This is a genomic window from Streptomyces sp. JW3, assembly GCF_052216785.1.
Taxonomy (GTDB): Bacteria; Actinomycetota; Actinomycetes; order Streptomycetales; family Streptomycetaceae; genus Streptomyces.
In genome coordinates, this window is the sequence record NZ_JBQOUX010000030.1 from 42,716 (window position 1) to 64,065 (window position 21,350).

General features: G+C 72.7%; 23 protein-coding genes and 3 pseudogenes. 11 read left to right on the forward strand and 15 right to left on the reverse strand.

Annotated features, from left to right (window positions below):
* Positions 1-720: 720 nt before the first annotated feature.
* Together ACTT8P_RS15000 and ACTT8P_RS15005 are read right to left on the reverse strand one after the other, a co-directional pair.
* A complete protein-coding gene (locus ACTT8P_RS15000) occupies positions 721-1,530 on the reverse strand; it encodes a methyltransferase domain-containing protein (protein ID WP_442832122.1) in 810 nt (269 codons plus the stop codon).
* A gap of 69 nt (positions 1,531-1,599) precedes the next feature.
* The gene (locus ACTT8P_RS15005; RefSeq protein ID WP_442832123.1) at positions 1,600-1,863 is read right to left on the reverse strand and encodes a phosphopantetheine-binding protein; all 264 of its coding nucleotides are present in this window, start codon (positions 1,861-1,863) and stop codon (positions 1,600-1,602) included.
* Between the two features lie 176 nt (positions 1,864-2,039).
* Here ACTT8P_RS15005 and ACTT8P_RS15010 point away from each other — a divergent pair, with 176 nt between their 5' ends.
* Positions 2,040-3,047 carry a ketoacyl-ACP synthase III family protein gene (locus tag ACTT8P_RS15010; RefSeq protein WP_442832124.1) on the forward strand — a complete coding sequence of 336 codons (1,008 nt, stop codon included), beginning with the start codon at positions 2,040-2,042 and terminating at the stop codon, positions 3,045-3,047.
* Positions 3,048-3,352: 305 nt separating this feature from the next.
* Here the strand turns inward: ACTT8P_RS15010 and ACTT8P_RS15015 are convergent.
* Positions 3,353-3,493: pseudogene (locus ACTT8P_RS15015) on the reverse strand (SDR family NAD(P)-dependent oxidoreductase); the annotation flags it as partial.
* 129 nt (positions 3,494-3,622) lie between these two features.
* On the opposite strand from ACTT8P_RS15015, the gene ACTT8P_RS15020 reads away from it, so the two are divergent.
* The 3 genes and pseudogenes from ACTT8P_RS15020 to ACTT8P_RS15030 all read left to right on the forward strand — a co-directional run bounded on the left by ACTT8P_RS15020 (position 3,623) and on the right by ACTT8P_RS15030 (position 5,554).
* Complete coding sequence (locus ACTT8P_RS15020; RefSeq protein WP_442832151.1) at positions 3,623-3,922, forward strand: TetR-like C-terminal domain-containing protein; 300 nt, start codon at positions 3,623-3,625, stop codon at positions 3,920-3,922.
* 47 nt (positions 3,923-3,969) lie between these two features.
* Positions 3,970-4,826 (forward strand): annotated as a pseudogene (locus ACTT8P_RS15025) (NmrA family NAD(P)-binding protein).
* Positions 4,827-5,056: 230 nt separating this feature from the next.
* Positions 5,057-5,554 (forward strand): NUDIX domain-containing protein, encoded by a 498-nt coding sequence (locus tag ACTT8P_RS15030; RefSeq protein WP_442832125.1) that lies wholly within the window; start codon positions 5,057-5,059, stop codon positions 5,552-5,554.
* A 306-nt stretch (positions 5,555-5,860) separates the two neighbouring features.
* On the opposite strand, the gene ACTT8P_RS15035 is transcribed toward ACTT8P_RS15030, so the two are convergent.
* A complete protein-coding gene (locus ACTT8P_RS15035; RefSeq protein ID WP_442832126.1) occupies positions 5,861-6,841 on the reverse strand; it encodes a pirin family protein in 981 nt (326 codons plus the stop codon).
* Positions 6,842-6,934: 93 nt separating this feature from the next.
* Between ACTT8P_RS15035 and ACTT8P_RS15040 the strand changes: the two genes are divergently transcribed.
* The gene (locus tag ACTT8P_RS15040; RefSeq protein ID WP_361165469.1) at positions 6,935-7,393 is read left to right on the forward strand and encodes a carboxymuconolactone decarboxylase family protein; all 459 of its coding nucleotides are present in this window, start codon (positions 6,935-6,937) and stop codon (positions 7,391-7,393) included.
* A 31-nt stretch (positions 7,394-7,424) separates the two neighbouring features.
* On the opposite strand, the gene pdxR is transcribed toward ACTT8P_RS15040, so the two are convergent.
* The 3 genes from pdxR to ACTT8P_RS15055 all read right to left on the reverse strand — a co-directional run bounded on the left by pdxR (position 7,425) and on the right by ACTT8P_RS15055 (position 11,330).
* Positions 7,425-8,813 carry a MocR-like pyridoxine biosynthesis transcription factor PdxR gene (pdxR, locus tag ACTT8P_RS15045; RefSeq protein WP_442832152.1) on the reverse strand — a complete coding sequence of 463 codons (1,389 nt, stop codon included), beginning with the start codon at positions 8,811-8,813 and terminating at the stop codon, positions 7,425-7,427.
* Positions 8,814-9,113: 300 nt separating this feature from the next.
* Positions 9,114-9,716, reverse strand: a complete 603-nt coding sequence (locus tag ACTT8P_RS15050) for a LysE family translocator (RefSeq protein ID WP_442832127.1) — start codon at positions 9,714-9,716, stop codon at positions 9,114-9,116.
* A 135-nt stretch (positions 9,717-9,851) separates the two neighbouring features.
* On the reverse strand, positions 9,852-11,330 hold the full coding sequence (locus tag ACTT8P_RS15055; protein WP_442832128.1) for a glutamate--cysteine ligase: 1,479 nt from the start codon (positions 11,328-11,330) through the stop codon (positions 9,852-9,854).
* 262 nt (positions 11,331-11,592) lie between these two features.
* On the opposite strand from ACTT8P_RS15055, the gene ACTT8P_RS15060 reads away from it, so the two are divergent.
* A complete protein-coding gene (locus tag ACTT8P_RS15060; RefSeq protein WP_442832129.1) occupies positions 11,593-11,943 on the forward strand; it encodes a hypothetical protein in 351 nt (116 codons plus the stop codon).
* A 49-nt stretch (positions 11,944-11,992) separates the two neighbouring features.
* Here the strand turns inward: ACTT8P_RS15060 and ACTT8P_RS15065 are convergent, their stop codons facing one another.
* The 4 genes from ACTT8P_RS15065 to rpmG form a co-directional block, all read right to left on the reverse strand.
* The gene (locus ACTT8P_RS15065) at positions 11,993-12,436 is read right to left on the reverse strand and encodes a DUF3093 domain-containing protein (RefSeq protein WP_442832130.1); all 444 of its coding nucleotides are present in this window, start codon (positions 12,434-12,436) and stop codon (positions 11,993-11,995) included.
* A 94-nt stretch (positions 12,437-12,530) separates the two neighbouring features.
* Positions 12,531-13,460 carry a GNAT family N-acetyltransferase gene (locus tag ACTT8P_RS15070; protein WP_442832131.1) on the reverse strand — a complete coding sequence of 310 codons (930 nt, stop codon included), beginning with the start codon at positions 13,458-13,460 and terminating at the stop codon, positions 12,531-12,533.
* Positions 13,461-13,521: 61 nt separating this feature from the next.
* Positions 13,522-13,644 carry a type B 50S ribosomal protein L36 gene (ykgO, locus tag ACTT8P_RS15075; RefSeq protein WP_442832132.1) on the reverse strand — a complete coding sequence of 41 codons (123 nt, stop codon included), beginning with the start codon at positions 13,642-13,644 and terminating at the stop codon, positions 13,522-13,524.
* Between the two features lie 122 nt (positions 13,645-13,766).
* A complete protein-coding gene (rpmG, locus tag ACTT8P_RS15080; protein WP_442832133.1) occupies positions 13,767-13,931 on the reverse strand; it encodes a 50S ribosomal protein L33 in 165 nt (54 codons plus the stop codon).
* Positions 13,932-14,079: 148 nt separating this feature from the next.
* On the opposite strand from rpmG, the gene ACTT8P_RS15085 reads away from it, so the two are divergent.
* Positions 14,080-14,547 (forward strand): MarR family winged helix-turn-helix transcriptional regulator, encoded by a 468-nt coding sequence (locus ACTT8P_RS15085; RefSeq protein ID WP_442832134.1) that lies wholly within the window; start codon positions 14,080-14,082, stop codon positions 14,545-14,547.
* Between the two features lie 66 nt (positions 14,548-14,613).
* The gene (locus ACTT8P_RS15090) at positions 14,614-16,338 is read left to right on the forward strand and encodes an MFS transporter (RefSeq protein ID WP_442832135.1); all 1,725 of its coding nucleotides are present in this window, start codon (positions 14,614-14,616) and stop codon (positions 16,336-16,338) included.
* A 42-nt stretch (positions 16,339-16,380) separates the two neighbouring features.
* On the opposite strand, the gene ACTT8P_RS15095 is transcribed toward ACTT8P_RS15090, so the two are convergent.
* The gene (locus tag ACTT8P_RS15095) at positions 16,381-16,800 is read right to left on the reverse strand and encodes a tautomerase family protein (RefSeq protein ID WP_442832136.1); all 420 of its coding nucleotides are present in this window, start codon (positions 16,798-16,800) and stop codon (positions 16,381-16,383) included.
* Positions 16,801-16,887: 87 nt separating this feature from the next.
* Here ACTT8P_RS15095 and ACTT8P_RS15100 point away from each other — a divergent pair, with 87 nt between their 5' ends.
* Positions 16,888-17,796: a LysR family transcriptional regulator gene (locus ACTT8P_RS15100; RefSeq protein ID WP_442832137.1), complete on the forward strand. Its 909-nt coding sequence runs from the start codon at positions 16,888-16,890 to the stop codon at positions 17,794-17,796.
* 162 nt (positions 17,797-17,958) lie between these two features.
* Here the strand turns inward: ACTT8P_RS15100 and ACTT8P_RS15105 are convergent, their stop codons facing one another.
* The 3 genes and pseudogenes from ACTT8P_RS15105 to ACTT8P_RS15115 form a co-directional block, all read right to left on the reverse strand.
* Positions 17,959-18,225, reverse strand: a complete 267-nt coding sequence (locus ACTT8P_RS15105) for a hypothetical protein (protein ID WP_442832138.1) — start codon at positions 18,223-18,225, stop codon at positions 17,959-17,961.
* A 44-nt stretch (positions 18,226-18,269) separates the two neighbouring features.
* Entirely contained in the window at positions 18,270-18,503 is a 234-nt protein-coding gene (locus tag ACTT8P_RS15110; protein ID WP_442832139.1) for an MbtH family protein, read from the reverse strand.
* 41 nt (positions 18,504-18,544) lie between these two features.
* Positions 18,545-19,408: pseudogene (locus ACTT8P_RS15115) on the reverse strand (hypothetical protein); the annotation flags it as partial.
* A 220-nt stretch (positions 19,409-19,628) separates the two neighbouring features.
* On the opposite strand from ACTT8P_RS15115, the gene ACTT8P_RS15120 reads away from it, so the two are divergent.
* Both ACTT8P_RS15120 and ACTT8P_RS15125 read left to right on the forward strand, forming a co-directional pair.
* The gene (locus ACTT8P_RS15120; protein WP_442832140.1) at positions 19,629-20,957 is read left to right on the forward strand and encodes a lysine N(6)-hydroxylase/L-ornithine N(5)-oxygenase family protein; all 1,329 of its coding nucleotides are present in this window, start codon (positions 19,629-19,631) and stop codon (positions 20,955-20,957) included.
* A gap of 42 nt (positions 20,958-20,999) precedes the next feature.
* Positions 21,000-21,329 carry an antibiotic biosynthesis monooxygenase family protein gene (locus tag ACTT8P_RS15125; protein WP_442832141.1) on the forward strand — a complete coding sequence of 110 codons (330 nt, stop codon included), beginning with the start codon at positions 21,000-21,002 and terminating at the stop codon, positions 21,327-21,329.
* The last annotated feature ends 21 nt before the right edge of the window (positions 21,330-21,350 follow it).

A 21,350-nucleotide genomic window follows, 5' to 3' on the forward strand; every position in this document is an offset into this window, starting at 1 on the left:
CTGTTTCCCCCGCGGACGACGATTCCTACGACGATGCAATCCTCGCAAGACCATCTACGGAGGGTTCTCTGTCGAGCAACCGAATTCGCGCCGGGCCGGATGTGAACTCGTCGCCATTCGTCATCGCGGAGGCCGGGCAGTCCTTCCCGGTGACTCCGGTGGCCACGACCTCGGTGGTCGGATCGGGATGTCCCTGGTCGAAGCAGGTCCACAGGGGTTTCCGCAGGGGTTGTCGGACGGTGCCGTGCCGGGGGGCGCGCACGTGTCGGCGACGTTCGGCGACAAAGACACCCGCCGACGCACGCTCATCGAGCGGCCGCAGGCAGTTTAACTTGATTAGCCGAAGTCTTTGTGCTAATTTTACAGTCGCAGAACCTTTCACGCTGCCCCCAGACACCACGCCGAACGCTCACTTACGGTATTTCCGCTCCGATTCCGCCGTGATCGATGCCGATCGCGCCATTTGTATGCTGCACGCTACCGCAACTCAGGGACCCGAGCAATAATGCAAACCTCTCAATCCGTTCGGATTCCCCAAGCAACTCTATTCGGGTAATTCGGGCGACTCAGGCTTCGGCGTGAGGTTCTCACCAAAGGGAAGTTCCGACCAAAAACGCGGGGACCTCGCAGCCAGCCCGTCGGCGCCGGACTCCCGCGCACCGGCCGGCCCACCGCCCACGCGGGCGCCCCAGGTCGCGTCCGCCCGGGTGCCCCGGTCAGTCACTCCGGCATCCGGACGACGGTCGTGTACAGGTGGTTGGTGTCCATCTCGAAATCCGGATCGAGAAGCGTCTCCCGGATGACAGCGAGGTCGGCCTCGGTCAGGCAGGTCTGGCCCAGGAGGAAGGGCTCCAGCATGAAGGTGTGCAGCCGGGCCAGCCTCGCGGTCGGCGCTCCGCCCTGCCCCGACGCCTGATGGTCCCGCACGGTGATGTCCCGGTAACCGGCGGCGGACAGCACCTTGGGGGTACGCGATGCCCAGGTGAAGTCCATACCCGTCTGCTCGCCCAGTCTGTGCACCCCGCGGTGGTACTCGGTGAAGACGCGCGCCGTGTACTCGTCGACCGGTGACTTGACCAGACTTTCGGTCGTGCAGGGGCAGGACCAGTCCGCGATCACCAGTGCGCCGCCCGGACGCAGATGCCCGGCCAGCTTCACCGCGAGAGCGTCCCGGTCGGCCAGGTGCATCAACAGCAGCCGGGCGTGGATCAGATCGAACTTCGGCTCCGGCCAGGGGTCACTGGTGAGGTCATGGCGGATCGCCTCGATCCGTGGGTGCTCGGGCACGTGATGCGGCTTGAGGTCACTGGCCACCACCCGCCCGGTCAGCCCTCCCCGGGCGGCCAGCCAGCGAGCGACCGAACCGTCCCCGGTGCCCACGTCCCAGCAGCGCCAGCCGTGACCGACCCCCACCTCCTCACTCAGGGTGCTGAACGTCTCCCGGTTGAGGATCTGGGCGAGCAGACTCAGTTGCTCGGGCGCCGCCGGTGCCTCATTGTCGAAGCGTTGTTTGTGCTCGGTGTTGTACATGGGCGTCTCCTGTCGTTCGCGGGCGCCGAACTTCCCGCATTACTCGACTGCCGAGCCTCCGGGCCGGACTTACGGCTGGACCGACGCCGGCAACAACTCATTGACCAATTCGACGAATTCCTTCGGTGTGGCGTCCTTGCCCGTACCTTCGCCCGGCAGCTTGATCCCGAGTTCCCGCTCGACCAGCACGACTACCTCCACCATCGCGATGGAGTCGTAGCCGAGATCGACGAACGTGGTCTCGCCGACGTCACCGTCCAGGGCTCCCTCTTCGTCCTCGCCCGCCGCCCGCCGGACATAATCCACCAGGTCCGCCTGAGTGAAATTCGCCATGGGTTGGTACGCCCTTTCTGCTCGTCCGGAAACCCCAACATTGCCGGGCCCCTTAAACACTCGATCGAGTCCCGGTCGACGGTGCCGACGCATGGCCCGAGCCTCGAACAGGCCCCCATCGGACCCGGTGACGCTGGCCGGATGCGAGCCCCTGAGCCAACCTGTGGGAGACGCCGATGAACCGCGAACTCTACGTCGCGGGCGCCAGTTCATGGCTGCCCGAGCGCATGACCCTCGACCAGGCGGACCGAGCCGGTCTCGCGGACCGGGCACGAGTCTGGAACACCGGCATCGAGTCGGTCTGTGTCTCGGCAAAGAAGTCGGCGCCGGAGATGGCGGTGCTGGCCGCACGCTCCGCGCTCGAACGCGCCGGGACCAAACCGGAGGACCTCCACCTGCTGCTGCATGCCTGCGCGTACCACCAGGGCCACGACGTCTGGCCGTCGGCGGCGTACGTCCAACGGTTCTCCGGCGCCGGCGCGTGCCCGGCCATCGAGGTCCGCCAGATGTCCAACGGCGGCATGGTGGCTCTGGAACTCGCGGCGGGCTACTTGATCGCACATGGCCGGTCGACCGCGTTGGTCACCACGGCCGACAGATTCTGCCTGCCCGGATTCGATCGGTGGCGCAGCGACCCCAGTTCCCCCTTCGGCGACGGTGCCACCGCGGTGGTGCTGTCCGCCCGCGCCGGATTCGCCAGGGTCCGCGGCCTCGCCACGGTGTCCGACCCGGGGCTGGAGCGTGGCAGCCGGAGTGACGGGTTCAGCGACGCACCGCTGGCCGAGGGAGCGCCGATCGACTTGCAGCTGAACGGCGACTTCCTGCGCGACCTGGGCCTGGAGGCCCTGCTCCAGCGCATCGAGGCGGGGCAGCGGGAGGCGTTCGACCGGGCTTGCGCCCAGGCGGAGGTGAAACTCAGCGACGTCGACTGGTACGTGTTGCCGAACCTGGGCCGTACCCGGATGCGGGCGCAGTTCTTCGACCCGTTCGGCATCGACCCGCAGCGATCCACCTGGTCGTGGGGCAGACAGGTCGGCCACCTGGGCGCGGGCGACCAGTTCGGCGGACTGGCCCACCTCGTCTCCGAAGGCGTCCTGAAGCCCGGCCAGACATGCGTACTGGCCGGCGCCGGCGCCGGATTCACCTGGACGGTCGGCGTCTTGGAGATCACCGGCGCGCCATGACCGCGGGGTGGCGTTCCGTGTCGCGCCCGGCCGACCCGCCACCAGCGCTGCGGACGGCCACGAGCCGCGTTGACGCCTCGACGCACCCGGCCCGCCACGTGGCCGGAAGGGTGGGGGGGTGTTGCGTGACGCCTGCTCAGACCTCGGGGAAGTCCGTGGTGGGGGCGGAAGCGGCGGTGGCGTCGAGGTTGGCACGCAGGCGTCGACCTTGGCGGTGGCGTGGGCGTGCGCGTCGGAGCCGAGCAGTTGGCGCAGGGGGAAGTGCGGAAGTAACCGGGTTCGACGACGGTGACCTTGATGCCGAGGTCCGCGACTTCGGCGGCGAGCGCCTCGCTCAGCCCTTCGAGCGCGAACTCGCCCGCGCAGTACAGGGCCCAGCCGGGCATCGTGGTCAGCCCCAGGATCGAGGAGACGTTGATGACGCGGCCCGCGCGCTGTTCCCGCATGACCGGCAGCGCCGCGCGCAGCACGTTCCACACCCCGCCGACCTCCGCTCGCACGCCGTACCTCCCGAGCCCGTCGCGGATGATCTGCGAGGAGACCTCCTCGGGCTGGTCACCTGGCTGGGGCGGCAGATCGCCGAACAGCAGATCGGCCTGCTGGGGGCGCTGTTCGCCGGGATGCGCAGCGACCCGCGCCTCGCCCAGGAGATGCGGCGCATCCTGCGTCGGGACGAGGCGGCCATGACCGACGAACCCCTACGCAAGGCCATCCGGCAGGGAGAACAGCTGAAGCCCCGGGCTGCCGAACTGTTCGCCGAGGTCGCTCCGGCCGTGATCGTCCACCGCATCGTGATCGCCGGCGAGCCGTGCGACGAACCCTTCGTCGAGCATCTCGTCGACGACATCCTCCTGCCGCTCCTGCGCGGTCACTGACGCCAACCGCGTGCCTCCAGCGCACCGGGGAAATGAAAGGAACCCTCATGATCGTCGTCACCGGAGCGACCGGCGCCCTGAACGGTGCCACCGTTGAACACCTCCTCAAGCGGATGCCCGCCGACCGGATCGGTGTCAGCGTCCGCGATGTCACCAAGGCACAGCACTTCGCCGACCGCGGCGTGCGGGTACGCCACGGCTCCTACGAGGACCCTGCCGCGCTGCGGCACTCCTTCGAGGGCGCCGAGCAGGTCCTGCTCGTCTCCTCCAACGACCCGCACGCCGATGCCGTTGCACTGCATCGCGTCGGCATCGAGGCCGCGGTCGCAGCCGGGGCCCGGCGCATCCTCTACACCAGCCACCAGGGCGCCGGAGCGGACAGCCCCTTCCACCCGGCACGCGACCATGCCGCCACCGAGCGGCTCCTGGCCGACTCGGGAGTCGCGTGGACCGCGCTGCGCAACGGCTTCTACGCACACACCCTTGCCTGGCTGCTGGGCCCTTGGCGGCAGACCGGCACCATCAGCGCCCCGGCGGACGGACCGGTCTCCTGGACCGACCGGGCGGATGCCGCCGAAGCGGCAGCGGTCATCCTGGCCGGCGACCGCGCCTTCGACGGCCCCATCACGCTCACCGCGCGCGAGCCGTGACGTTCGACGACGTCGCCGCGATGGCATCGGCGGCCAGTGGCCGTGAGGTCACGCGCGTCACGCCGGACGACGAGGCGTGGATCGCGGACAAAGTCGCCGCCGGCACTCCGGAGGGGATGGCGCGGATGACCCTCACCACCTTCCAGGCGGCGCGACAGGGCCGCTTCGCGGGGGTCGACCCGTTGCTCGCCGAGTTGCTGGGCCGGGAGCCCCGCAGCGTCGCCGACCAGCTCGCGGGCACGAACCCCGGCTGAAAGAGCTGCAAGAGAGGCAGGGCCGTCCCCGGAATCGGGCTGGGCCGCCCACGCGCCCGCTCTCCGACAAGGATCGTCCAGGAAGGCAGATACGCCCAGCTCACCCAGCGGCCGGCTCCCTTCCATACCCTGGGGTAGCTGGAGCGCCGGATGAGCGGTGCCCCCCTGATCACCCCTGGTCGTTCCGCGCTGCCCACTCGCCCGTGCACCGTCTCGGAAGGCAGAGATACATGACCTCTCCCGTCTCCCCTTCGGATCACGTCTCACCTGGTACCGCTCCGCCCGCAGCGCAGTACGCCGCATCCCGGCATGCGGCGTGGCTCGGCGCCGCCGCGATCATCACCGACGAGGCCAGCCGGATCCTGCTGGTGCACCCCACCTACCGCACGGACAGCTCATGGCTGCTTCCCGGAGGCGTCGTCGAATCCGGCGAGCACCCGCACGTCACCTGCCGGCGCGGGATCACCGAGGAACTGGGCCTGGATCTGCCCCTGTCGGCCGGACCCCACTGGCCGCTCGGCAAGGTCGGCTTCATCTTCGACGGCGGTCAGGTCGACGCCGCCCAGTCGCGCCGCATCCGTCTCGACCCGGCCGAACACGACCTGTGTGCCGCCCACGACCTCGCCCAGTGGCGACGGCTCATGGGCGGGAAACCCTTCGCCCGCCTCGCCGCCGTCGAACGCGCACGCCGAGGACTTGGCCCCCACTACCTCGTGACCGGCCCCTGACCCCCGCGCCGGACGGGGCAGACGCCCCCTTCCTCGGTGACCTCGCCGGCGAACGCGTCCTGGACATCGGCTCCGGCGCCGGTCACCACGCCGTCCACCTGGCACAGACCCACCAGGCACGGGTCACCGCCGCAGAACTCTCCGCCACCCAGTACGAACGCGCCACCACCGCTCACGCCGGCACCCCGGCGTCCGGTTCGTCCACGGCGACGTGATCGACCACCTGCGCACCAGCGAACCGCGGCATCCGGTGCGAGCTGTGGATCCTTACCTCGCCAGTTACCGCTCAGCGCACGTCCTGGCTGATCAACGCCGGTTTCTCCGAGGTTTCAGGGGGACCGTGGGCAGCGTGGGCGCAGGCAGCGGATCCCCGTCGTACCCCTTCACCACCCCGAACCGCCGGCCCTCCGTCCAGTCCTCGCGGGCCTGCGCGATCTCTTCCGAGGACCGTCCGACGAAGTTCCACCACATGATGATCTCCTCCCCGAAGGGAGTTCCCCCGAGCAGCACCGCGCGGGACGGTTCGGTGGTGGCGTTGCGGAGGGTCAGGGTGTCGGTGCCGGTGGGGACGTAGCCCAGTTCCGCGCTGTGTACGGGGCTGTCGTTCAGGTGGATCTCGCCCTGGTCGACGAGGAGGCCGTGCTCGAAGGCGGGGTCGACCGGCAAGGTGACCGTGGTGTGTGGGGGGAGGGTGAGTTCGGCGCCGAGCAGGGGGGTGAAGGTCTCCACCGGGGAGACGGAACCGGCCAGTGAGCCGAGGAAGACCCTGAGGTCCGCGCCGGCCACCTGGACGGGTTCGGGCACGTAGTGCTGGAAGTCCCGGTCGGTGTCGCGATGTTCGGAGGGGAGGGCCACCCACAGCTGGACGCCGTGCAGGACGGTGGTGGCCGGCGTGGACACCTCCGAGTGGCAGATGCCGTGGCCGCCGGTCATCAGGTTGAGCTCGCCGGGGCGGACGCGGGCGTGGGTGCCGAGGCTGTCGCGGTGCTCGATCTCGCCGCTGAACAGCCAGCTCACCGTCTGGAGACCGATATGGGGGTGGGGTGCCACGTCCATGCCGCCGGTGCGGGTGACGTCGTCGGGGCCGTAGTGGTCGGCGAAGCACCAGGCGCCGACCAGGGTCCGGGCCCGCTGCGGCAGGGTGCGGCGGACCCGCATGGCCCGCGGGCCGCCCAGCGGAACGTCACGCGGGGTGAGGACCTCGACCTGGCCCGCGGCCGGCTGCGGGCCTTCGTTCTGCGTGGGTCCGCAGCGCTTCTGCGCGGGCTCCGTCTCGACATTGCTCATCGGGGACCACCTCCGCCCCTCATGCTACTTTCACATTCAATCACCTGCCTGCTCGCCCCGGCGGCGGCGCGTTCCGTCCGAAGGAGTCCCGAGTTGAGCAGCCGCGTCTTCATCGACAAGCAGAGCCCCGAGGCGTACCGGGCGCTGGTGCGGACGTCGGAGGCGGTGCGGGCGGTGGCCGCCGACGCGGGGCTGGACCGGGCCCTGGTGGAGCTGGTCAACCTGCGGGTGTCGCAGATCAACGGCTGCGCCTTCTGCCTGCACGTCCACACTCGTGCGGCGGTGCGCGCCGGCGAGACGGCGCAGCGGCTCGGGGTACTGGCCGCCTGGCGGGAGGCCGGGCTGTTCAGTGAGGTGGAGCGGGCCGCGCTGGCGCTCGCGGAGGCGACCACCGCGCCGGCCGACCTCGGTGCGCAGGAAGCCGCCTACGCGGCGGCCCGCGCGGTGTTCGACGAGGCGCAGATCTCGGCGGTGATCTGGATCGCGGTCACGATCAACGCGTTCAACCGGGTCTCGGTCATGAGCCGGCATCCGGTGCCGTCGGAGGGGTGAGTACGCCGGCCGGCCCGGCGCCGGCGGCGAGTCAGGTCAGGTCGCGCAGTGCCCGGCCGAGGGCGGCGACCCCTTCCTCGATGACACCGGGCGAGTCGGCGGCGTAACCGAGGACCAGGCCGGGGCGGCCGGGCAGTTGCCGGTGCCAGGACAGGGGCTGGCACTTCACACCGCGGGCGAGCGCGGCGGCGGCCAGCTCCGTGTCGGGCACTTCGGGTGGGTACGTGACGGTCACGTGCAGGCCGGCCGCCGCGCCGTGCACCACCGCGCCCGGCAGATGGGCGGCGAGGGCGGTGACCATCGCGTCGCGACGGCGGCGGTGGCGGCCGCGCAGCAGCCGCAGGTGCCGTTCCAGCAGGCCCGAGTCCATCAGCCGGGCGAGGACCAGTTGCGGCAGGACGGCGTTGCCCAGGTCGCTGAAGCGTTTGGCGCCGGTCAGCGCCTGCCGGTAGCGCGGCGGGGGCACCAGCCAGCCGATCCGCAGCGCGGGGGCGAGCAGTTTGGAGACGCTGCCCATGTAGCAGATGCGGTCGGGGAGTTGGGCGTGCAGCGCGGGTACGGGTGGCCGGTCGTAGCGGTGTTCCGCGTCGTAGTCGTCCTCCAGGACCAGTCCGCCGTCGGCCGCCCAGCGCAGCAGCTCACGGCGGCGTTCCCCGCTGGTCACGACGCCGGTGGGGAACTGGTGGGCGGGGGTGATCAGTACCGCGGGGGCGCCGGTGGCGCGCAGCGCGTCGACTCGCAGGCCCTCGTCGTCGACGGGTACCGGCGGGGTGGTGAGGCCCCCGCCGCGCAGGTGCTGGCGGGCGCCGAGCGAGCCGGGGTCCTCCACGGCGACGTCGGCGATGCCGTCCGCCCGCAGGACGGGATGCAGCAGGGTGAGTGCCTGTGCGATGCCGGCGACGATCAGTATGTCGTCCGGCTCGACGCGGATGCCGCGGCCGCGCGCCAGCCAGCCGGCGACGGCGCGGCGCAGCCGTGGGTCGCCGCGCGGGTCGCCGTAGCCGAGGTCCTTGGCGGAGAGCTCGGCGAGTACCGTCCGTTCGGCGCGCAGCCAGGCGGCGCGGGGGAAGGCGGACAGGTCGGGCCGGCCGGGGGTGAGGTCGACGCGGGCGGGGGCGGCGCGCAGCGCGTCGAAGACGTCGGCGCCCGGTTCGCCGGTGAACGGCTCGCCCGGTGCGGGCCGGCCCGGGTGCTCCCGGGGCGCGGTGTCCGGGTGCCGCCCGGTCCCGGAGGGCGCGGGCGGCGGCGCGGCGGGGGTCGCGACCACCACGGTGCCGGCCCGTCGGCGTCCTTCGACCTGGCCGTCCTCGGTCAGCCGCCGGTACGCCTCGGTGACCACTCCTCGGGAGACGCGGAGTTCGGCGGCCAGGACCCGGGTGGGCGGCAGCCGGCTGCCCACCGCCAGCCGGCCGTCGGCCATCGCCTGCCGCAGCCGCCGGGCCAGCCAGTCCGCCTTGCCGACCGCGGGCGCCTCCCCCGCGTCCAGTTGCAGGAAGTCGGAGCCGTGCGTGCCCGGTCCGGGCGCCGCGGCCGTGTCACTCGTCACCCGGTTCCCCCCTCCTCCACCGGGTCATGGTGCCATCCGCCGCCTGCGGCTCAGCCGTTCAGGTCGGACTCCGGTGCGGTCGCGGTGATCACGGTGGTTCTGGGGCGTACCGGCCAATGGGCGACGAGTCGGGGGTGGTCCGGCCAGATCGCGTTCGCGTGCCACAGCGCGTCGTCATGACACCGCCAGCCATGCGCTCAGGCCCACGAAGCAGGCGGCGGAGGCGTGGCGGATGCCCGTCATCACCCGTGGCCGGGCGAGGACGCGGTCCCGGACGGCCGCGGCGCACACGCCGTACGCGGCGAAGACGACGAAGGTCAGGGCCGTGAAGACGGCGCCGAGCCGGAACATCGTGCCGAGGGAGTCCGGTTCACCGGCGGGCACGAACTGCGGGAGGAACGCCACGAAGAACACGGTGAGCTTCGGGTTGAGCAGGTTGATCAGTACCGCGGAGGTGATCACGCGGGCGGCCGGCCGCGGCCCGTCGCTGTCGACGGCCGGGGCATCGGTGGCGCGCAGTGTGGTCCAGGCCAGGTACAGCAGGTAGCCGGCGCCGAGGTACTTCAGCGCTTCGAAGGCGAGGGTGCTGGTGCGCAGCAGCGCGGCGAGACCGGTGAGGGTCGCGGCCAGGTGCGGCAGTACCCCGAGGGTGCAGCCGAGCGCGGCCACCAGGCCGGCCCGGCGGCCGTGCGAGAGGCCGGCCGCGAGGGTGTACAGCACACCGGTGCCGGGGGTGGCCACCACGGCCAGGGTGGTCAGCAGGAACGTCGGGCTCAACAGGACCTCCGTGCGGTGGGAAGTCCTCTCACCCTGGTGCCGTCATGGTCCTGGGGACAGGGCCAAAGTCCGTCGGTCCGCATGGTCCAAAGGGGGTGTTGTGCGTCGGGGCGGCGGGGCGGCGGGGCGGCGGGGTCAGTCGACCGGCCAGGTGTGCACCGGGGCGTTGAGGTGCATGTAGTCGATGTACTGGCGGGTCATGCGGCGCAGCGCTTCGTGCCGGTCGCAGTGGCCCGCGGCGCGGATGTGGTGGAACATCTCCTTCTGCCAGGTCGCGCCGTTGCGGCCGGTGACACAGCGCTGCTCGATGACGCCGAGCAGCGGCTCGCGCCAGGCCGCGTCCAGGCCGGAGCGTTCGAGGCCGCGGTGGGCCAGCGGCAGCAGTCGGCGCAGCACCAGTTCGGCGGCGGGCAGCTCGCCGGCGCCGGGCCAGTACAGCCGGGCCTCGATGCCGTGCCGGGCCGCGGTGTGCAGGTTGTCCTCGGCCGCGGCGAACGACATCCGGGACCACACCGGGCGTTCCTCCTCGGCCAGGGCGCGGGTCAGCCCGTAGTAGAAGGCGCCGTTGGCGAGGGTGTCGGCGACGGTGGGGCCGGCCGGCAGGACCCGGTTCTCCACCCGGACGTGCGGGCGGTCGCCGGCGACGGCGTAGACCGGGCGGTTCCAGCGGTAGATGGTGCCGTTGTGCAGGGTGAGTTCGCCCAGTTCGGGGATGTCGCCGCGGTCCAGGGTCTCGGCCGGGCTCTGGTCGTCGCACAGCGGGAGCAGGGCCGGGAAGTAGCGCAGGTTCTCCTCGAAGAGGTCGAAGACGCTGGTGATCCAGCGTTCGCCGAACCAGACCCGGGGCCGCACGCCCTGCGCCTTGATCTCCTCGGGGCGGGTGTCGGTGGCCTGCTCGAAGAGCGGGATACGGGTCTCGTGCCAGAGTTCCTTGCCGAACAGGAAGGGCGAGTTGGCGGCCAGCGCGACCTGGACGCCGGCGATGGCCTGCGCGGCGTTCCAGTACCCGGCGAACTCCTCCGGTGACACCTGGAGGTGGAACTGGGTGCTGGTGCAGGCGGCCTCGGGGGTGATGGTGTCGGCGTAGGTGCGCAGCCGGTCCACGCCGTCCACCTCGATGCGCAGGTCCTCGCCGCGGGCCGCGAAGATCTGGTCGTTGAGCAGGCGGTAGCGCGGGTTCTCCGACAGGGCGGCGGCGCCGGCGTCCCGCTGCCGCAGGGTGGGCAGGATGCCGGTCATGATCAGCTGGGTGCCGACCGACCTGGCCCGCTGGTCGGCGTGGTTGAGCGCGGCCCGGATCTCGGACTCCCAGGCGTCGGGGCCGCCGGCCGTCAGACTGCGCGGCGGGATGTTGAGCTCCAGGTTGAAACGGCCCAGCTCGGTGTCCCAGGCGGGGTCCGCGATCGCCGCCAGCGCGTCGCTGTTGCGCATCGCGGGCTCGGCCCGGTCGTCGACCAGGTTCAGCTCGATCTCCAGCCCGACCTGGGGCCGCTCCGACTCGAACCGTGACTCGCGCAGCATCTGCGCGAACGAGTCGAGGCACTCCTGCATCTTCACGCGGTAGCGGCGGCGGTCTTCTCGGGTGAAGACCAGAGCCGGCACATCCCGTCCCATCGGCTTCCTCCCGGGTTCTCCCCTCAGCCTGGCACTCCCGGGCGGCTCCCACCAGGCGGGACCGGCCCCGCCCGGTGGGCGACGGACCTCCCACGGTCCGGTGCCGTACGCCGTCCGGGTGACCGGCGGCCCGGGGGGCGCGTCGACGGACACCTCGGTGGCTGTGACGTACGCGTCCGTGGCCGGTGGGCATCAGGACCGTTTCCGGGGGCACTCTCACCGCCGGAGACACCGGCGTGAACGGTGGGGATCGGAGGCTGCCATGCTGTCGTACCGTCTGGAGCACGAGGTGCTGGTCATCACGGTGGAGGAGGACCCCGGGATCGGTGGCCGGGCCGCGCTGGCGAGCCGGATCACGGATCTGGTCGACGCCCACCGGCCGAGCCCGGTCGTCGTCGTCATCGGCGAGCGGGCGGCGGGCAGCGCGGCGGTCAGTGCCGTGCTGCGGGCCCACCAGTTCTGCGGCCGGCTCGGTGTCCTGATGTCCGTGGTCACCCACAGCGCGCCACTGCGCCGGCTGCTGGAGGCGGACGCGGACAGCCGCGGGCTGCGGCTGGTGGTGCACGCCCGCATGGACACGGCGATCAGCAGCAGCTTCGCCGCGGCGGCCTGATCCGCCGGTCGGTCCCGGGCGAGGGACCCGCACGTGGTTTCCGATGTCGTCAGCGGCGGGCGAAGGACAGGACCGCGAGGAGCGTGGCGGGGCTGCGGGTGGACAGGTAGAGGTAGGGCGCGGGGCGGTCCGGGCCGGCGAGTTCGATGCGCACGGCGGTCGGGACGTAGCTGCGCAGCACCATCGCCGCGGACACGTCGGCCCGCCGGGTGCGCCACAGGAAAGCCTCCTCGGCGTCCAGGATCTCCACCATGCCGAGGGACGTCAGGGGGTAGCGCAGCGGGCCCGCCGTGAGGTGACCGCCGGTCACCACGATGCCGGCGGAACCGTAGACGTACAGTCCGAGGGCGGTCAGCAGCACCGTGGCCGCCAGCCCGCCGGCCGCGACGGCGGGACCGAACGGCAGCAGGACCGCGGCGGCCATCGCGCCCGGCAGGGCGCTGAGCCAGAACCAGGTTCTCGGTACGGCGAGGCGTTCTTCGTACAGACGCATGCCACCAGCTTGTCAGGACGGCACGGCACGTCTCAGTCACCCCCGGGGGCGTGGCGAGCCCCCGGAGCGCGCCGGGGGCGTGCCGGTGCCGTCGTCAGGTGAGGACGGTCTCCCAGGTGTCGACGGCGTAGTGGAGTGTCATGCCGTGCCGGCCGTACAGCCGGGGCGCGCCGGTGGCGTTGGCCGTGTCGACGCCGAGGCCGACGGTGTCCCGGCCGCGCGCGGCGAACCGGGCGAAGGCGTGCCGCAGCAGGAGTCCGCCCAGGCCGCGGCCGCGTGCCTCGCGCAGGACGCCGACGTTGCGGATCCAGCCCATCGCCTCCCGGTCGTCCCGGGCCAGCAGGAACCCGGCGTCCCCCGTCTCGTCGGTGCCGGCGATCCACACCAGGGACCAGTCCAGCCGCTCGGCGTCGACGGCGTCCAGCCACTGCCGGTAGCCGCGCGGCCGGAAGCCGAAGTGCTCGGCGAACGACGCCTGGTGGAGCTCGTGCACCCGGACCCGGTCCGCCTCGGTGGCGCAGGCCCGCAGCCGCACCCCGGGCGGCGGCTCGGGGGCGTGGTCCCGCGCCGGGTCGAGCGGGCGGTGCAGCACGTGGTGGCGCCGCACGGTGCGCCAGCCGCGGGCCGTGAGCAGCGCGGTGTCGGTGGTGGGCACGGCGTTGAGGTGCAGGTGGACCACGGCGTGCCCGGCACCGCCCGCGCGTGCCGTGGCCAGGGCGCGCGCCTCCATCGCGGCCAGCAGCCGCAGTCCGGCCGGCTGGTGGTCGGGCAGCACGTAGTGGTCGATGTCGACGTGTTCCCCGCCGGAGTCGTTCCACAGCAGTCCGTACGCCACCGGCCGGCCGTCCTCGACGGCGACCCAGGAGTCGTGCGCCAGGTCCGTCCCGGGACGCTTCAGGTCGGCTTCGACGGTGTGCTGGTCGGTCTCGGGGCGGCCGATCTCGAGCACGTCGATCTCGTTGAGCAGCGCGGTGACGGCGGGGGCGTCCTCGAGGGAGACCGGCCGCAGGAAGGCAGCGGGCATGGGAGCAGGGTCGGTGGTGACGGCTCGTGACCGCAACGGCTTTTCGCCGGCCGCGAGCCGGTCAGCCCTGGCGGGCCTTGGCGCGCGGGTCCTTCTTGTTGATGACGAACGCGCGGCCCCGGCGGCGCACCACCTGCGCGCCGGGCCGGGCCTTCAGCGCCCGCAGGGAATTACGTACCTTCATGAGGGGTCTCCTTACTTCCGGCTCCGTCAGCTCTTCCGGCTCCGTCAGCTCTTCCGGCTCCGTCAGCTCTTCCGGCTCCGTCAGCTCTTCCGGCTCCGTCAGCTCTTCCGGCTCCGTCAGCGTCAGCGCTCTTCGCGGAAGGGGACGTGCTGGCCGGCGACCGGGTCGTACTTGCGCAGGACCAGCCGGTCGGGGTCGTTGAGCCGGTTCTTGCGCGTCACGTAGGTGACGCCGGTGCCCGCCGTCGACCTCAGCTTGACGACGGGACGTACGGTGCTGCGTGCCACGGTGATCCTTTCCTTGAGCCGGCCTCAGTGACCCGCTCATGTCATTCCGTGTCGCACAACAGTGGCCCGTGCCCAGGCATTCCCGCGGGGTCTCCCACCGTCCCCGGCAGACCTTGATGCAAGGTACACGTAGATGCATAATCGCCTTATGCAGAAGCCGGTCGTGGGCGAGGACGCCGACCCGGACGGCGAGGTGTCGTCCGAAGAGCTGATGATCGCCATGGAACTCATGGTCCGCCACGTACGCCGCAGCGCGGTCGCCGGCGGGCTCAGCACCGCCGCCTCCGCCGCCCTCGGGCGGCTGACCCGCGAGGGCCCGCAGCGGCTCACCGACCTGGCCCGGGACGAGGGCGTGTCCCAGCCGAACATGACCCAGCTCGTCACCCGCCTGGAGCGGGACGGCCTGGTCCGCCGGGTCGCCGACGCGCGGGACGGCCGCGGGGTGCTGGTGGAGGTCACCGACCCGGGCCGGGAGGTCTTCGGCCGGCGCCGCGCGCAGCGTTCGCGGGCCCTTCAGTCGCTGATCGACACCCTCGGGGAAGCGGAGCAGCGGGCCGTGCGGATCGCGCTGCCCGCCCTGGCCCGCGCCATCGAGGAGCACCGGGCCGGCCCCTGACCCGCACTCTGCTCCGCCGCCTGCCAGCCGTTCCCGTACAGCCTCGTACCAGGGAGAACACCGCGCATGAGCACCGCTTCGCACGACAAGGCCGCGAGTCCGTTCAAACAGCCCAGGGCCGTCTGGGCCGTCGCCTTCGCCTGTGTCATCTCGTTCATGGGCATCGGGCTCGTCGACCCGATCCTGCCCGCCCTCGCGGACAGCCTGCACGCCTCACCGAGCCAGGTCTCACTGCTGTTCAGCAGCTATCTCATCGTCACCGCCGTCGCCATGCTCTTCGTCGGCTGGGTCTCCAGCCGGATCGGCGCCAAGCGCACCCTGGTGACCGGGCTCGCGGTCATCGTGGTCTTCGCCGCGCTGGCCGGCACCACCGGCTCCATCAACGGCATAGTCGGTTTCCGGGCCGGCTGGGGGCTCGGCAACGCGCTGTTCATCGCCACCTCGCTCGCCGTCATCGTGGCCTCGGCGAGCGGCGGCTTCAGCGGCGCGATCATCCTCTACGAGACCGCGCTCGGCCTCGGCATCGCGGTCGGGCCGCTGCTCGGCGGCGAGTTGGGCGCCATCAGCTGGCGCGGCCCGTTCTTCGGCGTCGCCGTCCTGATGGCCGTCGCCCTGGTCGCCACCGTACTGTTCGTGCCCGGTCTGCCGAAACCGGCCCGGCCCACCTCGCCCATCGCCCCGCTCAAGGCACTGCGCCACCGCGGACTGCTGACCATGGGCATCATGGCGCTGCTCTACAACTGGGGCTTCTTCACCATGCTCGGCTACGCCCCCTACCCGATGGAGCTGAACGCCCATCAGCTCGGTCTGGTCTTCTTCGCCTGGGGCCTGCTGGTGGCCGCCTTCAGCGTGCTGTTCGCCCCCCGCCTCCAGGCCCGCTACGGCACCGCCCCGGTGCTCTACGCCAACCTGCTCGGCCTCGGCATCGTGATGGCCGTCATCGCCGCGGGCGTCGACTCGCCCGGTGTGGTGATCGTCGCCGTCATCGTCAGCGGCGCGTTCATCGGCATCAACAACACGCTGACCACCCAGGCCGTCATGCTCGTCTCCCCCGTCGAGCGCCCCGTCGCCTCCTCCGCGTACGGCTTCCTGCGCTTCATCGGCGGCGGGCTGGCCCCGTACGTGGCCGGCAAGCTCGCCGACGCCACCGACCTGGGTGTCCCCTTCTACCTCGGGGCGGCCACCTTCCTGCTCGCCATCCCGGTGCTGGCCAGCGGCCACCGGCTGCTGCGGCAGGCCGAACTGTCCACCGGGGAGGGGGAGCCGGTGCCGCCGGCCCTGGTCCCGGTCGGCCGGCCGGCCGCGCCGGGCACCCGGCCGGTGGTGGTGGCGGTGGGCGACCACGACCGGGCCGCCGCCATCGTGGACGCCGCGGCGCGCATCGCCCTCGACACGGGCAGCCCGCTGGAAGTGGTGCACGTCCAGCAGACGGCCGTGGTCGGGCAGCAGGCCGTCGACGCCGAGAGCGACCAGCGGGCCCGGACCGCCGTCACCGCCCACCTGGACCGGCTCGCCGGGCACGGCGTCACCGCCACCGGCCAGATCCTGACCAGCGTCGGCGACCACGCCGCCGCCGGCCGGGCGCTGGCCCGGCACGCCGCCGAACTGGGCGCCCGGTCGGTCGCGGTCGGCCGCTCACCGCGCGGTCCGCTCACCCAGTTCGCCGACGGCAGCTTCACCAGCGCCCTCACCCGGGCCGCCGGCTGCACCGTCGTACTCGTCGAACCCGATGCCACGCCCCGGCGGCTGACCGCCGGCACGCTGGCCGAACTGCGCGACAGCGCGGTCTGAGGCGGCGGTCCGCCCCGGGGCCGCCGGCCGGGGCGGCCCGCGTCAGGGCGTCGGCGTCGGCGGGGCCATCCGCTCGTCGTAGCCGGTGACGGGGTCGACGGTGCGGCCCGCGGCCCACCAGTTCTCGCGCGCCGTCTCGAGCACGGTCATCAGGAGGTCCTCCTCGGGCACCCCGGGACTGCGCCGCAGGTTCTCGACGACGGCCGCGAAGAGCGCCGCCTTCTGCTCGGCGGGGCGGTGGTTGAAGCAGAACTGGACGAACATGGTCCGTTCCCCGCGCGGCAGGCCGAAGACCACCGGCTGGATGCGGAAGTTGTCGGGATCGAGCTCGTGGAAGACGTGGAACTGGTCGTCCTCGGGAATCCTCAGCACGTCGACCATGGCCCGGTGCAGGCCGAGGGAGACGTCGTGCCGGTACTCGGGGGTCGTACCCCGGCGCAGATACACGTTGATGAAAGGCATGCCACCACGCTACGAGCGCCCGCGGCCATGCGGCCATGCGGCCATGCGGCCAACGAATGTCTGGCATACCCCCTATGCTGTCCACTCATGGACATGACGCTGGTCGGGCTGCGGGTGCTGCGTGAGGTGGCGGAGCGCGGCACGTTCACGGCGGCGGCCGAGGCGCTGGGGTACACGCAGTCGGCCGTCTCCCGGCAGATGGCGGGCCTGGAGCAGGCGGCCGGCGTCCGGCTCTTCGACCGGCACCCCGGCGGGGTACGGCTGACCGGTCCCGGGCGCGCGCTGCTGCGGCACGCGGTGGTCGCGCTGGACGCGGTGGCGGCGGCCGACGACGAACTGCACAGCACCGGGACCGACGGCGGCGCCGTCCGCCTCGGCTTCTTCCCGCCGGCCGGCCCGGTGCTCGTGGCCGCCGCGCTGGCGGCGCTGCGCCGGGACCGTCCCCGGGTCCGGGTGACGACCCGGGAGGCCACCACCCCGGCCCTGGTGCGGGCGGTGCGGGCGGGCACCCTGGACCTCGCCGTGGTCACCTCCCGGCCACCGCACCGCTCCCCCGACACCGAAGACCCGCCGCTGCGGGCCGAGCCGCTGCTCGAGACGCGGCTGGCCGTGGCGGTGCCGGCCGACGGCCCGTTCGGCGCGCGGGACCACGTCAGCGCCGCGGAGCTCGCCCGGGAGCCGTGGATCGCCGGGCCGGGCGGCACCGCCGAACCACTGCTGGGCGTCTGGCCGGGACTGCCCGGCCGCCCGGTGGTCCGGCACACCGCGCGAGACTGGCTGACCAGGCTGCACCTCGTCGCCGCCGGCGCCGGGGTCACCACGGCGACCCCGGCACTGCTCCCCGTCCTGCCCGCCGGGGTACGGCTGGTGGACGTGGCAGGGGCCGCCGCGGAGATCCGCCGGATCAGCCTGGTACGGATGCCGGGCGCCCTCGCGGCACCGGCACAGGCGCTGACGGCCGCACTGCGGCGACAGGCCGACCGGACCGCCGGCTGAGGCTGAGCCGACCGGACCGCCGTCCAGTCATCCCGAGCCCACCGCGGCCGGCGAGGGCCGTCCGCTGAGCCGACCGGGCCTTCGGCTGAGCGGCGCCGCAGCCCGGCGCGGCCTGCGCGGCCGGGCAGCCAGGGACGCCGAACAGTCAGGAGCACCCGGCAGTCACGGGGCGTCCCCCTGCCAGTCGAAGCGCCGGGCGTCCGGCGGGCGGGGCGCGTAGACGGCCCGGCCGCCGGGGCCGTACCTGCCTATCTCGGTGGGCAGGGCGATGCTCTCCGGCCTGCCGTCGCCGAACGTGCCGGTGACGTCCAGGAGCAGGCCGTCCAGCGGGCCGCCCACCAACTGTGCGTACACATGTCCGGTCCGGGGCCCGGGGTCACCGTGCTCGGCTCCGTAGACCCGGCCGCGCATGAACTCCGCCTCATCCATGCCGACCAGCCTCGCATCCGGCACTGACATCGGAGCCCTCCCGGTCAGCCGTCCATCGCCTCGGCCAGGCTGCGGGGCCGCAGGTCCGTCCAGTGCGTCTCCACGTGGTCCAGGCAGGACTGCCGGGAGGCGGGGCCGTGGACCACCCGCCAGCCGGCCGGGACCTCGGCGAAGCCGGGCCAGAGGCTGTGCTGGCGCTCGTCGTTGACCAGGACCAGGTAGACCCCGTCGGGGTCCTCGAACGGGTTGCTCGTCGTACCGCTCGTCACGTCGCTCATCGGTCGCTTCCTCACTCTCTCGGGGTGCGGGGGTCCGGACGCAGTCGTCCGTCGGCCGTCCGGCGGACGGACCGGCCCGTGCGGTACATGCGGGAGCCGGGCCGGCCGAACGGGTCGGCGACGAACCGCTCGGCTGTCGGACCCGGGCGGCCCGGCCGACCTCCGGCCGGTCCCGTGCCGCCCAGGTACAACTGGCCGGTGACGCCGGCCGGCACGGGCTGGAGGTACCCGTCCAGGACGTAGGCCCGCGAGCCCGGACCGGCGTCGTCGGCGCGGGTGAGCCGGCGGTACTCGGCCGGGTGCAGCAGCGCCAGCCGGGCGACGGGGGTGTCCGGGCGGGCCAGGGCGTCGGTCAGCAGGGTCCGCAGGTGACCGAGGGCACGGTCGGCGGTGGCGGCGTCGAAGAGCCCGGGGTGGTAGGTCGCGCGGGCCGCGCCGCCGCGCACGTCGAGCAGCAGGTCGAGCGGGGCGGGGAAGCCGGTGCCGGGCCGGCCGGCGGTGGCGAACGCCGTGTTGAAGAACAGGCCGCCACCGCGCGTCGGCGCCGGACGCACCTCGTCGGCCAGCATCTCGACCGGCAGCCGCTGGCTCTCGGCCCGCTGCCACACCTCGGTCACCCGCCGCACCAGTTCCCGGAAGCCGGGCTCGTACCGCAACGACACCCGCACCGGGAGCCCGTCGTGACCGGCCGTCAGGTCCGTCGCGCCGCTGTAGCGGTGCAGCAGCGCGAAGAAGGCGGCCAGCAGCACGGGGCCCGGGGCGTCCGGCACACCGGTGAGGGTGCGCGTGCGCCGGTGCGTGGACGGCCGGCGCGGGTGGGGCCGGTCGCAGGGCAGCGGCACCTCCGGGGGCGGCGGGGTGAGCAACCGCCGCCAGTGGGCCAGGGCTTCCTCGGCACCGCACACGACAACGCGCCTCCCGCCAGGTCGGTCACGGCCCCGGGGCCGGACCGGCGCCATCGTAAAGTAAGGGTCACCTGATGCACAGGGCGCGCAGCCATGCGGAGACCACACCCTGCCCACCCGTTGCTAGGTAAGCCTAACCTTATCTAGCATGTGCCTGCTGGGAGCAGCCTGTGTTCTTTCCGGGGAACGCCGGGTTCCCGCGACGGGAGGCGATGACGCGGTGACGACGTTGCACAGTGGGCCGGATTCCGTCTACGACGTGCTGGGCATCGGATTCGGTCCGGCCAACCTCGCCCTCGCGATCGCCCTGCACGAACACGGCGTCGGCGCGGGCCCCGAGGCGCCGTTCCGCGCCGGGTTCCTGGAGCGGCAGCCGCGGTTCGGCTGGCACCGGGGCATGCTGATCGACGACGCCACCATGCAGGTGTCCTTCCTCAAGGACCTGGTGACGATGCGCGACCCCACCAGCGACTTCAGCTTCCTGTGCTACCTGCGCGAACACGGCCGGCTGGCCGACTTCCTGAACCAGAAGACGCTGTTCCCGCTGCGGGTGGAGTTCCACGACTACTTCGAGTGGGCCGCCGCCCGCCTCGGGCATCTCGTCGCGTACGGCGCCGAGGTCGTCGCGGTGCGGCCGGTCACGGAGGACGGCGAGGTCCGCTGGTTCGACGTGGTCAGCCGGGACCCGGCCGCGCCCGACCGGCACACCGTGCGCCGCGCCCGCGCCCTGTGCGTGGCCACCGGCCTGGAGCCCCGGCTGCCGCCCGGTGCCGTACTGTCCGACCTGGTCTGGCACACCAGCGAACTGCTGCCCCGGGTCGCGGAGTTGGTCCGCTCCGGGCGGCCGGTGCGGCGCGCGGTCGTCCTCGGGGCCGGTCAGAGCGCCGCCGAGGCCGTCGACTACCTGCACCGCAAGCTGCCGGACGCGGAGATCTGCTCGGTGTTCGCCAAGTACGGCTACACACCCGCCGACGACAGCCCGTTCGCCAACCGCATCTTCGACCCGGCGGCCGTGGACGTCTTCTACGCCGCGCCCGCCGAGGTCAAGCAGTCCCTGTTCGACTACCACCGCGGCACCAACTACTCGGTGGTCGACACGGAGTTGATCGAGTCGCTGTCCCGGACCATGTACCAGGAGCGGGTGCAGGGCAGGCAGCGGCTGCGGATGCTCAACGTCTCCCGCATCCGCGAGGTCGAGACCAGCGACCACGACGTCCGGGTGACCGTCGAGTTCCTGCCGACCGGCGAGCGCGAAGTCCTTGCCTCCGACATCCTCGTCCACGCCACCGGCTACCGGCCGCAGGGCATCGGGGACAGCCTCGGCGAGGTCGCCAAGCTCTGTCTGCGCGACGACGAGGACGCCCTGCGGGTCGGCCGCGACCACCGGGTGGCGACCGCGCCGGGCGTCACCGCCGACGTCTACCTCCAGGGCGGCACCGAACACACCCACGGGCTCAGCTCGACCCTGCTGTCCACCACCGCCGTGCGCGCCGGGGAGATCTGCGCGTCCCTGCTCGCGCGGCACGGCGTCCGGGCGCCGCGCGGGTGACCCGGACCGGCCGCGGCGGGGCCCGTACGGCAGGATGAGGCCATGAGCGTAGTCAAGATCAACGTACTGACCGTGCCCGCCGAGCAGCGGGAGACGCTGGAGAAGCGCTTCGCCTCCCGGGCGCACGCCGTGGAGAACTCCGACGGCTTCGAGTGGTTCGAGCTGCTGCGTCCGGTCGAGGGCACCGACACCTACCTGGTCTACACCCGGTGGCGCGACGAGGAGTCGTTCCAGGCGTGGATGGAGGGCCCGATGAAGTCCGCCCACCAGGGCGGCGGCGCGGCGGGCGAGCGTCCGAAGCCGGCGGCGAGCGGCTCCACGCTGTGGTCCTTCGAGGTGGTCCAGCAGACGGGCCCGGCGGCCGGCGCGTAGCCGGGGGCGGGCGCAGCGGGG

What these genes read in the sequence shown, in the direction of transcription:
- ACTT8P_RS15000 (WP_442832122.1), bottom strand. Translation starts at nt 1,530, where the DNA reads ATGTACAACACCGAGCACAAACAACGCTTCGACAATGAGGCACCGGCG.
- ACTT8P_RS15070 (WP_442832131.1), bottom strand. Translation starts at nt 13,460, where the DNA reads ATGCCCGCTGCCTTCCTGCGGCCGGTCTCCCTCGAGGACGCCCCCGCC.
- ykgO (WP_442832132.1), bottom strand. Translation starts at nt 13,644, where the DNA reads ATGAAGGTACGTAATTCCCTGCGGGCGCTGAAGGCCCGGCCCGGCGCG.
- ACTT8P_RS15010 (WP_442832124.1), top strand. Translation starts at nt 2,040, where the DNA reads ATGAACCGCGAACTCTACGTCGCGGGCGCCAGTTCATGGCTGCCCGAG.
- ACTT8P_RS15125 (WP_442832141.1), top strand. Translation starts at nt 21,000, where the DNA reads ATGAGCGTAGTCAAGATCAACGTACTGACCGTGCCCGCCGAGCAGCGG.
- ACTT8P_RS15105 (WP_442832138.1), bottom strand. Translation starts at nt 18,225, where the DNA reads ATGGATGAGGCGGAGTTCATGCGCGGCCGGGTCTACGGAGCCGAGCAC.
- ACTT8P_RS15065 (WP_442832130.1), bottom strand. Translation starts at nt 12,436, where the DNA reads ATGCGTCTGTACGAAGAACGCCTCGCCGTACCGAGAACCTGGTTCTGG.
- ACTT8P_RS15060 (WP_442832129.1), top strand. Translation starts at nt 11,593, where the DNA reads ATGCTGTCGTACCGTCTGGAGCACGAGGTGCTGGTCATCACGGTGGAG.
- ACTT8P_RS15035 (WP_442832126.1), bottom strand. Translation starts at nt 6,841, where the DNA reads ATGAGCAATGTCGAGACGGAGCCCGCGCAGAAGCGCTGCGGACCCACG.
- ACTT8P_RS15085 (WP_442832134.1), top strand. Translation starts at nt 14,080, where the DNA reads ATGCAGAAGCCGGTCGTGGGCGAGGACGCCGACCCGGACGGCGAGGTG.
- ACTT8P_RS15100 (WP_442832137.1), top strand. Translation starts at nt 16,888, where the DNA reads ATGGACATGACGCTGGTCGGGCTGCGGGTGCTGCGTGAGGTGGCGGAG.
- ACTT8P_RS15005 (WP_442832123.1), bottom strand. Translation starts at nt 1,863, where the DNA reads ATGGCGAATTTCACTCAGGCGGACCTGGTGGATTATGTCCGGCGGGCG.
- pdxR (WP_442832152.1), bottom strand. Translation starts at nt 8,813, where the DNA reads ATGGCCGACGGCCGGCTGGCGGTGGGCAGCCGGCTGCCGCCCACCCGG.
- ACTT8P_RS15095 (WP_442832136.1), bottom strand. Translation starts at nt 16,800, where the DNA reads ATGCCTTTCATCAACGTGTATCTGCGCCGGGGTACGACCCCCGAGTAC.
- ACTT8P_RS15030 (WP_442832125.1), top strand. Translation starts at nt 5,057, where the DNA reads ATGACCTCTCCCGTCTCCCCTTCGGATCACGTCTCACCTGGTACCGCT.
- ACTT8P_RS15110 (WP_442832139.1), bottom strand. Translation starts at nt 18,503, where the DNA reads ATGAGCGACGTGACGAGCGGTACGACGAGCAACCCGTTCGAGGACCCC.
- ACTT8P_RS15090 (WP_442832135.1), top strand. Translation starts at nt 14,614, where the DNA reads ATGAGCACCGCTTCGCACGACAAGGCCGCGAGTCCGTTCAAACAGCCC.
- ACTT8P_RS15055 (WP_442832128.1), bottom strand. Translation starts at nt 11,330, where the DNA reads ATGGGACGGGATGTGCCGGCTCTGGTCTTCACCCGAGAAGACCGCCGC.